The organism is Actibacterium ureilyticum, assembly GCF_002285435.1.
Classification (GTDB): domain Bacteria; phylum Pseudomonadota; class Alphaproteobacteria; order Rhodobacterales; family Rhodobacteraceae; genus Actibacterium_C; species Actibacterium_C ureilyticum.
Genome location: NZ_NSBT01000044.1, coordinates 1 through 6,150 on the forward strand (window position 1 = coordinate 1; position 6,150 = coordinate 6,150).

The following is a 6,150-nucleotide window of genomic DNA, read 5'->3' on the forward strand; positions in this document are numbered from 1 at the left end:
GCCTCCCCAGCTCGGCTTCGCGTGTCGCAGGGGAGAACGGCCCTTCGGTCCGTCGCGCATTCGGCCATGCGGCCTCACCGCGGCGTCGTACCCGGCATCCCGGTTTGCCCGCCTCGCGAGCACGTTCCTCCCTGGCCGCTCCGCCGGATTGCGCTCTGGTCTGTTTTGCGGGGCAAAACGATCCCGCCGCTCCATCCGTCTCCCGCGTCCGGTCGGGCCGTTTGCCTGCTCGGGTCGGGCAAACCTACCGTCAAAACACACACACATGAGCGCGGAAGCATATCCTCCGGATGGCCCCCAAATCAGCCCGCGTCAAGGATCGCAAAACTTTTCGGCGAGGGCGGGGTCTATGGCGTTGGACGGTCCCGTGCGTGAGCGCGCGCATGTGTCGGGTGCTGCGCGCGGAAAACTTTTGCGCCCGGCAAGCCGGCGGCTGCGCCGTCCCTGACCCAGGCAGATTCGGAAACCAGGCATTCGGCCATGCCCCCACACTCAAGTGGTGGCCTTGGAACCGAACACTGGAGACCAGACATGGCTTACGACACTGCAAACACCTACGAGACCATCGAACTTTTCGGGCTGACCGAGAAGGACGCGCAGCTGCCGATCCCGGAAGATCACATCCTGACCGACCACATCATCCGCGAGAGCTTCGAGGCTCTGCTCGGTCCGCTGCGCGGGACCGGCCTTGAGGCAGAAATCGAACCGCTGGCCCATGGGCTCGCCACGATCCTGCAGCGGCGCAAGGTGGCACTTGGCAAGGAGGTCGACCGCACCGCTGACAAGATCGGCGCGCTGGCAAAATCCCACGATGGATCGGAGATCGCCGAGACCGCGCTCGAAGAGGCGCAGGCGCGCTTTGTGCAGCTGCGCGAGATCGTCAGCGCCATCGAGGTGATGAGCGAGGCGGCGGCAGAATGCTACGAGATCGAGACCGGGCACGCCTACATTCCGGCAGCCGGGTCGCGCGCAAGCGTCCGGGCGAAAGAGACCGGGGCGGTCTTCGAGGCACGGCAGCTCTTGGAGCAGCACGACCGCGAAACCGCCGAGAAGTCGAAAGTCGAGGGGGTGCCCCTGATCGTCTCGGGCGCCACCGACTGGACCGATGTCGATGTGATCTTCAACACGCTCGACAAGGTTCGCGAGCGGATCAAGCAGAACCGCAATCAGGAAATCTTCCTCTGCCACAAGGGTGGCAAGCACGGGGCGGAGATGATCGTGGCTCGGTGGGCCCGGGCACGCGGGGTCGCGCAGGCGCGGTTCGATCCGCGCTGGTCCGCGCACGGGCGGGCGGCACCGTTCAAGTGCAACGACGAAATGCTGGACGACAAGTTCGCGGCGACGGGGGTTGTGCTCTTCGGCGGCAACGGGGTCGCGCTGAACCTCGGGCAGAAGGCGGAAGCAAAAGGCCTGACGGTCATGCGGGTTGCGGACCCGGCGAAGAGGGCGTCGCAGGATTGAAGAGAGAGGGTCGCCTTCGGGCGGCCCTTTCGTCGTTTCTTATGGGTGTGGACGTTCTCCAAATCACTTTGCCTAGCAATTTCCTGTTTTGATAGGTATATGAATGCCAAGCAAAACTTGGAAATGATAGGCATGACCCCACTCAGCAGCATCGCGATGAGCGCCTATACCGACCTGGTGCGTCTTCTGAAGGACGACGCCTTGTCCGGTGTCGAAGGCAAGCCCACGCTCAAGGAGCGTGGGGATAAGGCTTATTGGTATGCCGCGCGCCGTGTCGGGACGGAGATGCGGTTCATCTATATCGGCGAAGACAGCGACGAGACGCGCGCGCGCATCGACCGGATCGAAGAGCTGCGTGCGACCGCCAAGGATCGGCAGGCGGAACGGTCGCGGCTTGTCCGGCTCTTGCGTGCGGAAGGCATGACGCCCATCGACCGGGCGACCGGTTCCATCCTGTCGGCCATGGCCGCAGCCGGAACCTTCCGTTTGGGTGGCACCATCGTCGGAACCAATGCATTTCGCCTCTACGAAGGCGAGCTTGGTATCCGTCTGCCAATTGGCGGTATGGCCAATACTGGCGACATCGACATCGCGCAGTTCGAGAAGCTCAGCGTTGCGTTGCAGGATCAGGTCGACCCGGGTCTTGCCGAGACGTTCTCGGCGCTCAAATTCGATCCTCTGCCATCTCTTGACCAAGGTCGGACATGGCGATGGGCTCAGGGTGGCAGCGGCCAGTTGGTCGAGTTTCTCACACCGGCGTTCGGAGATGAGACCATCCGTGATCTGCCAGCCTTGGGCGTGAACGCCCAAGGATTGAACTATCTCAACTTCCTGATCGCTGAGCCGATCCACGCGGCGGCGATCTATAGATCCGGCGTTCTGGTGCAGGTGCCCCGCCCGGAGCGTTATGCAGTCCACAAACTGATCATTGCCGACCGGCGCCGCGATGGGGCAGGGAGCCTGAAATCCGCGAAGGACCGCGAGCAGGCGGCTTTCCTTATCGAAGCGATGGCCGAAGACCGGCCCGATGATCTGGCTCGGGCCTATGCCACCGCATTGGAGGTTGGGCCGCGCTGGCGGGAACACATCGGCAACTCGCTGAAGCGGATGCCAAAGACGCAGACGGTCCTCGAGAGCTTGGGCACGTAATCGTCGAGTTGAAGGCGCAAGGAATCTACCCAGCTACTGATCTGCCGCTCTCAGGATCGCGTGCCAATCCTGCCCCGCTCCCAGCACTCGCAAAATAACCAACTGGTCTTCCTCGACTCGATAGATGATCAGATGCTCAGCACTGGGATGGATGCGGACGGGCGGATCGAATTCCGTGCGCTCACGGGCCATCTCTGGCATGAAGAGCAACCGATCGAAGGTATCTTCCATGATATCGCTATATCGATCTGCTTGCGCCATCGACCACGTCTGCGCTGTATAAAGCCAGATGTCTTCCAGATCGCGTTGGGCTGCTGGCGTCAGCCAGTAGGCGGCTAGACTACTTGCGGGCATGTTTCTCCCGCATCCCCGCCTTGAACGTCTTGAAGTCGAACGGCTCCGGCTCACCGCTCTTGAGGCCTTCATCGATCGCTTGCTGCAAAGCTTCGATCGCTTGAGCGCGTTCCTGGTCACGGCGGATAAGGTGGCGCACATAATCGCTCGTATTGCTGAAGCTGCCATCTTTCAGGCGTGCTTCAACCCAGGTCTTCATCGGATCGGGAAGAGATACATTCATCGTTGCCATGGCAATCCTCCTTCTTGGATTGAGCCTATCATGGAACGCCAATTTTTGTCAAAAAAGATGGCAATCTTTGTCACCACCTTGAACGCCATGAGCTTTGCCCGCGCGCCGCATTGCGGAGGCTTTCGGGGGATAGGCCATCCCGGCAATGTCGTCCGTGACCAGAAGCTGCGTCGGGAGCTACGCTTGGCGCGGACCTTTCGTCATATCTCATGGCGCGTGCGATCGGTCACACTTGATCGGCAGGTCACGGCGTCCAGCACCGTCATCCCTCTACCCAGCCCGTCAGAGTTCGGCCCATCCGCATCGGTTCGGGCAGCGGGATGGTGCGCACCTCGCACATCGTCAGCAGCGCAAGACGCGAGGGGTCGAGACGCCGCACTTGAGGCTGAAGCCCTGTACGACCCTCGGGTGGCGTTTCGGAACATCGCACCCACGCGGGCGGACTTTGTCACCACCCCGGCCAGGTTCGGCGGGACGCGGATGGTGGCGTCGGCGTGATGGCAAGGGTCATCCGGATCACTCCTTTTTGCTCGTAGATGTGGATCGCACGGGGTCGGCCCAATCGTGCCCTGCGCTAGCGCTCCGGCAAGCACAAATACGGCTTCCACGGCGGAGCCGTGAACCCTCCGCATTTGCACTTGCGACCGGGCCTCTTGCCCCCGTGCTGGCAGATCCCCATCGCAACAAGGAGTAACCCAAATGACCAACCACTACGTCGCCACCGTCCCCGTCAAGTTCACCGACACCGATGGCCAGGAGCGCACCCGCTTCCAACGCGTCGGCGCCATGTTCCGCAACACCCGCAACGGGGACGGCTCGGAGTTCTTCAGCCTCAAGCTCGACTTCCCGGTCGCGGTCTCGGAGCTGGTGATGTTCCCACCGAGCGCGAAAGATCCCCAGGACTAAATCCTCTGGCGAGGATGGGCCGCCCCAGGACGATCTTGGGGCGGCCCGATCCCTGTTCCAGGGATGCCGTGTCCGGCGGTCAGTTCGCCCGAGGTGAACTCTTCTTGGTGCCGGTCGCTGCGCGCGCAACGGACGATCGCCGCTCGGAATGATCCGGCCGCGACAGACCGGCCAGTCAGCCTCAAGGGGGCCATCCACAAAAACCTATCGGCCAGGGCCTCCCGGTTTTTGCGGCAGAGATTTGGCGGAGCCAAATCTGGCCCTCCTTGACCCTGCCTGTCCGCCCTGTCGGTGGGGTTTGCGCCCGCCCGCGGTTCCGTCCGAACACGTGCGTGTTCGGCCAGACCCTCGGGCGGTGCTGGGGAAGGGGACCCATTGGACAGGTGGGTCGCCCGATGGTGAGGGTGGCAGAGCCGCGTCCCTGCGGGCCGCGGCGCGAAGCGGACACCAAGGCTGCCTGAGCCTGAATGCGACGTAAGTATATAATTGACAGCGCGGTATATTATCGTAAGGTGGGGTCAGCCTTGGTGGAAGGTGGCAGGAAATAGGGGGTCTTTCTTCGCATGTCTCGTTCAAAACGTCTCACAGATGCGGACCGCATGGAGATCGTTCGCGAGGCTGCGGAAGGCATTTCCACCTCGGTGCTCGCTGAGCGGTTTGGTGTGTCGCCGCGGGCGATCCAGTACACGCTCAAAGCCGATGCCGAGCGCCAGACGGATGCCGCAATTCCGGTCTCAGCGGTCAGTGTGAAGGTCACGGCTGCGGAGCTTGAGGCGCTCGACGCGGTGCTGGCCGCCGCCGGGGTCGAGAGCCGTGCCGAGGGGCTGCGGCGGCTCATCCAGGCGGCGGGTGGGGTGTTCGTTCCGGACGCGCAGATGGCAGCTGAAATGGCGCGATACAGGGCCTCTTTGCACGAGGTCGGCAATGGGGTCGCGCAGATCGCCAAGCAGATGACGAAGGCCAACCGGTTGGGGCAGGGGGGCACGGGGAACGCGGGGGCCGAGTTCTCCGAATTGCGCCTTGCGCAGATGCGGGGCTTGGCCCGGTTCATCCTGGATTCCGCTGACGAGATCGATCTGCTCCTGCGCCGCCGTCGCGACGCGATGCAGCTCGAGGCCACGGCCGCGCTGAGGGAGTTTGCCCATGCGGCTGAATGATGCGGTTGACGCGGTCACCGGGGAGGTCTTCAGGGATGGCTGGAGCCGGATCCGGGGCTCGATGCAGGGGCTGCACGTGGCCAAGCAGAGCCAGCTTGTGCGTGCGGCGGCGGGGCACCGGCCAGCGGTCTTCAAGGCGATCCGGGGCGGCGGCACGCATACCAAATCGCAGCTCGCAAACCAGCTTGATTATCTGACCACAAAGTCCACCCATATCGTGGACTCGAGAGGCTTCCTGGATGGCAAGGCGAAGCTCGAGGCTAAAGACATCAAGGACCTCACCGAGCGCTTTGCCAAGCGGTGGGATGCGGGCTTCAAGCCCAAGCTCGGACAGACCACCCACATGCTCATGTCCTTCCCCGTGGGCACGCGTGGGGAGGATGTGCGCGACATCGCGACGGACGTGGCCGAGCGGTTCTTCCAGACTGATAAGGGGCATTTCGACTACATCATCGCGGTGCATGAGGACCGGGATCACCCGCATGCGCATCTGGTGCTGAACCGCCGCTCGCAGGAAGGCGAGTTCTTCTTTCTGGGGCGCAACCACCGCTTCAACTATGACGACTTCCGTCTCGCCATGGTCGAAGAGGCCGAAAAGTATGGCGTGCGCCTGGAGGCCACGCGCCGGGTGGATCGCGGGGTTGTACATTACCCAGCCCGGACCAGCGAGATCTACGCCGCGAAAGAAGAGGGTCGCGCGCCCCGCGAGCGCGAACGCGTGGGGGCCGACCTGACGCGGACGCTGGCGGAGATTGCCAACACCAGAACCGTCTACCACTCGCTTGCCGCGGAAGCCTCGAGGGAGGCCCGCGAGGATATTGCGGCGGCGCTCTTCCGCGCGGGCGAGGTGCTGGCGCGCGGCGGGCAGGTGGACCGAACAGGAGATGTGTA

At 63.3% G+C, this 6,150-nt stretch carries 7 protein-coding genes; 5 read left to right on the forward strand and 2 right to left on the reverse strand.

The genetic code is table 11. The annotated features are described in order from the left end of the window. The first annotated feature begins 531 nt into the window (after window positions 1-531). Together CLM60_RS20440 and CLM60_RS20445 are read left to right on the forward strand one after the other, a co-directional pair. Window positions 532-1,461 (forward strand): DUF2493 domain-containing protein, encoded by a 930-nt coding sequence (locus CLM60_RS20440; protein WP_095589415.1) that lies wholly within the window; start codon window positions 532-534, stop codon window positions 1,459-1,461. A 132-nt stretch (window positions 1,462-1,593) separates the two neighbouring features. Beyond that, window positions 1,594-2,610, forward strand: coding sequence for a nucleotidyltransferase family protein (locus tag CLM60_RS20445; RefSeq protein ID WP_245848557.1), 1,017 nt, complete (start codon window positions 1,594-1,596; stop codon window positions 2,608-2,610). Window positions 2,611-2,643: 33 nt separating this feature from the next. On the opposite strand, the gene CLM60_RS20450 is transcribed toward CLM60_RS20445, so the two are convergent. Both CLM60_RS20450 and CLM60_RS20455 read right to left on the reverse strand, forming a co-directional pair. Continuing rightward, window positions 2,644-2,964 (reverse strand): type II toxin-antitoxin system RelE/ParE family toxin, encoded by a 321-nt coding sequence (locus CLM60_RS20450; protein ID WP_095590998.1) that lies wholly within the window; start codon window positions 2,962-2,964, stop codon window positions 2,644-2,646. Beyond that, complete coding sequence (locus CLM60_RS20455) at window positions 2,951-3,196, reverse strand: type II toxin-antitoxin system ParD family antitoxin (RefSeq protein ID WP_095590999.1); 246 nt, start codon at window positions 3,194-3,196, stop codon at window positions 2,951-2,953. The genes CLM60_RS20450 and CLM60_RS20455 overlap by 14 nt, the downstream gene beginning before the upstream one ends. A 699-nt stretch (window positions 3,197-3,895) precedes the next feature. Between CLM60_RS20455 and CLM60_RS20460 the strand changes: the two genes are divergently transcribed. The 3 genes from CLM60_RS20460 to CLM60_RS20470 all read left to right on the forward strand — a co-directional run. Next, window positions 3,896-4,102, forward strand: coding sequence for a hypothetical protein (locus tag CLM60_RS20460; protein WP_007120662.1), 207 nt, complete (start codon window positions 3,896-3,898; stop codon window positions 4,100-4,102). Window positions 4,103-4,665: 563 nt separating this feature from the next. Further along, window positions 4,666-5,259, forward strand: coding sequence for a helix-turn-helix domain-containing protein (locus CLM60_RS20465; protein ID WP_095591000.1), 594 nt, complete (start codon window positions 4,666-4,668; stop codon window positions 5,257-5,259). Next, a partial coding sequence (locus CLM60_RS20470; RefSeq protein ID WP_176473945.1) for a relaxase/mobilization nuclease domain-containing protein occupies window positions 5,246-6,150 on the forward strand: 905 nt, incomplete at its 3' end. The genes CLM60_RS20465 and CLM60_RS20470, both read left to right, overlap by 14 nt.

Excerpts from the sequence above, each read along its gene's own strand:
- CLM60_RS20440 (WP_095589415.1), top strand. The coding sequence starts at position 532 with ATGGCTTACGACACTGCAAACACCTACGAGACCATCGAACTTTTCGGG.
- CLM60_RS20445 (WP_245848557.1), top strand. The coding sequence starts at position 1,594 with ATGACCCCACTCAGCAGCATCGCGATGAGCGCCTATACCGACCTGGTG.
- CLM60_RS20450 (WP_095590998.1), bottom strand. The coding sequence starts at position 2,964 with ATGCCCGCAAGTAGTCTAGCCGCCTACTGGCTGACGCCAGCAGCCCAA.
- CLM60_RS20455 (WP_095590999.1), bottom strand. The coding sequence starts at position 3,196 with ATGGCAACGATGAATGTATCTCTTCCCGATCCGATGAAGACCTGGGTT.
- CLM60_RS20460 (WP_007120662.1), top strand. The coding sequence starts at position 3,896 with ATGACCAACCACTACGTCGCCACCGTCCCCGTCAAGTTCACCGACACC.
- CLM60_RS20465 (WP_095591000.1), top strand. The coding sequence starts at position 4,666 with ATGTCTCGTTCAAAACGTCTCACAGATGCGGACCGCATGGAGATCGTT.